Here is a 2,928-nt window from a genome sequence, read left to right on the forward strand (position 1 = left end):
GGGCCGACGCGGCGGCGGATGGTTTGTGGCCGTCCGAGCCGGGCAGCGGATCCCGCGGGGTGGGGCCTACCTCGGATCGCGAGCGGTCTCCCGCCTGGGTGGAGCTGAGGCGGCCGTCCTGGCCCTTCGACGATGAGGACTCCAGCGCCGGTGGTCGGCGCCCTGGCGTTGGACAGAACGGTCGCGCCGGCACCACGCACGACGCACACTCCGAGCGCGGCGCGGATGAGGTCAGTTCTGCTGTCGCGATCGGCGGAACTCAGGAGAGGTCCGCCGCCTCCCAACAGGGCGATGACGGCGGCCTGAGTGGCGGCGCTGTCGGTCCGGCTCCCGACGGACGGGGTGGCGGTTCGCGCGTCCGCGTGGATGATGGTGAGCCGGACGGACTGCCGCGGGACCACGGGCAGGTCCTTCCTGGTGTTGAGGTTGCCCGGGTCAGTGGCGGGCAAGGCGGGTCGGCTGCCGGCTCGCATGAACGCGATTCGGGTGACGGACGTAGAGCTGCGGGGGGCGGCGTGGGACACGCACACTCCGGGGACTCCGGTGGGCGCGAGGACCGGGGACACCCCGGCAGGCGCGAGCATTGGACAGCCTCCGGTGAACGCGAGCACCGGGCGGGCCCCGGCGGGAGCGAACGTGCCGGCGGGAGCGAGGGCTGGCCGATGGTCGGTGACGGCTACGAGGCGGAGTGGACCTCGGATGGCGGGGTGGCCGGAGGGCCCATCAGCTATCGCGGCGAGTCCGAAGCTGATCGGCGCGACGATGGCTTCAACTTCTTCGTGGCGGGCGAGCAAGCGGGCGGGTCCACCGGTCCGAGCAACGCCGGCCGAGGTGCTTCGGCGCGGGCTGACGTGCCGGACGGACAGGATCCGACCGGTGGGCATTTCGGTCGGCCAGGTGGGTCTGTTCCGGTCGATGAGCGAGGTCCGGGCGATGGCCGGCCGGCCGCGCCGGGTGGAGCCGGGCGGGCATCGGCCGGTTCAGCCGCAGTGCCCGTGATGCCGGGTCCGGCTGGACGGGACTACGGTCGCCAGCCACTCGCAGAGTCCGAGAACGATTACGGCCGCGGATATCCCCGGCAATCCGACCCTGGCGGCCGGAGCGGCGAACCGAGTCTCGGACAGCGCCTTGCCGCCGCCGACGCAGGCCAAACTCTGCCGTCTCGCTCCGCTGCCCAAGCTGCCGCACGCGGCACGGTTCCCGACCCGCGCGACGTGGATCGCGGCGGGTGGACCGGTCCCGTCGGCTCGTCCCGAGGCCAGGCCTTCGGGGACGACCACGGCCTCGCGTCTCCCGCGGCTGACCAGCCGGCCCGGAACACCAGCGGCTGGGACGGACAGGGCGACGACCGGAGCAGCCGACCCGGAACCTGGAACGCAGCGAGCAACCATCCCGGCGGCGACGAACTCCCCCCGCGCGAGCCACACGGAACTTGGAACGGACCCCGCGACGCTGCCGGCCGAGGCGAGCCGCAGGACGGCTGGGACGCCGGCGGCAGCTACGGCGCCGGCCGACGCGAGAACCAAGAGAGCTGGAACGCAGCGCGTGACGCTGGTGCGGCCGGCGGCATCAGTTCGGCGGAACGGCCCGCGACGGGAAGTCCTCCTTGGGCCGGCACGGAGCACGGCTCCGCGGGCCTTTATGGCGGCGCGGGCAACGGCAGCGGGGGCGTTCGTGGTGGCTACCCGTCCGCCCGGCCAGGCATGGACCAGGCCGCCGTTGACGATCCGCGCAACGGTGCGCCCGGGAACGACGGCGTTTACGGCAGTAGCGGCCGGGTCGGCCCGTCCCGTCCGGACACTGGCCGTGGTGGCTTCCGGAACGGCGGCGCCGGCTCGGACGAGCGCCCCGGCGTCGATAGTCGAGGACAACGTCCAGGCACCGAGTACGGACGCGGCGCCGGCGGCCGCGATCGCTCCCGGTCGGACATCTACGACGGCGTCGAGTACGGCGCGAACGCCGGCGGCTCGGCGGATCCTCGCGGTGTCGTGAGCGAAGGCCCGGGTCGCGGCACCGAATACGGACGCGCCGGCGGCTCGGATGGCCGCGCCCGGCCCGGAAGCGCAGGTCACGGCACCGAGTACGGCGGCAGCGTTCCGGCGGATTCGCGTGGCGTGGCGAGTGAGAGCTCCAGCCGCAACGCCGGATACGGGCGCGATGAACGGGATGGCGTCTGGGACGCGCGGAGTGCCGGGCCGGGCCGGGCCGGTGCGAACGGCTCGGATCACGAAGCCGCCGACGGCCGCCGTCGCGAGACGGACTTCGGCGCCTACGACCACCGTGGCGAGCGGGACGGTACCTACCCGCGGGACGGCCGTGGAGGATCCGTGGACGCTCGCCGCGACGGATCCCCGGCCGGCAATCCCCGTGACGAGCACAACAGGGCTGGTCGCCCCAACTTTGTCCAGCAGGGCGGACGCGGGCCCGCCACCAGCCGGACGGATAGCGCGGGCGTCGAAGACACCGTGGTGACGGACCGGCCCTCAGCGGCCGGACCCGCCATGGGCGGGACCCGGCCCGCAGGTGCCGGCGCGCAAGGCGCAAGAGGCGGAGCTGTAGTTGGAGGCGCAGCCGCGACGGGAGGCGCAGCCGCGATGGGCGGAGCTGTGGCAGGCGGCCCGGCGGGCCGTAACCACCCGGATCGGTCGATCGCCGCCGACCGCCCCGTAGGCGGAACCGCCCGCGGAGGAGCCGCGGTCGGTGGAGCAGCCGTCGGTGGAGCAGCCGTCGGTGGAGCTCGGCTGAGTGGAGGCGTGGGCGGTGGCGCCCACGGGCCGGGATCCGGCGGCCGAGGGTCGGGAGGTGGCGTGCCGGCTGGGCGTGGGCCCGGCGGTGACGTCGTGCGCAGCGTCCCGGTGATCGGTGGCGCGAGCGTCGGCGGGGGCCCGGGTTCCGCGCAGGATCCCGGTCGCACCGCTGTCATTCGTA

2 protein-coding genes are annotated in these 2,928 nt (G+C 74.4%); one reads left to right on the top strand and one right to left on the bottom strand.

The genetic code is table 11. The annotated features are described in order from the left end of the window. Positions 1-876: 876 nt before the first annotated feature. Entirely contained in the window at positions 877-999 is a 123-nt protein-coding gene (locus tag AB0M20_RS35625) for a hypothetical protein (protein WP_364304945.1), read from the top strand. A gap of 1,484 nt (positions 1,000-2,483) precedes the next feature. On the opposite strand, the gene AB0M20_RS35630 is transcribed toward AB0M20_RS35625, so the two are convergent. Continuing rightward, positions 2,484-2,928 (bottom strand): hypothetical protein (locus tag AB0M20_RS35630; protein WP_364304946.1); only part of this gene is annotated, 445 nt, incomplete at its 5' end.

This window comes from Actinoplanes sp. NPDC051633, assembly GCF_040681735.1.
Lineage (GTDB): Bacteria > Actinomycetota > Actinomycetes > Mycobacteriales > Micromonosporaceae > Actinoplanes.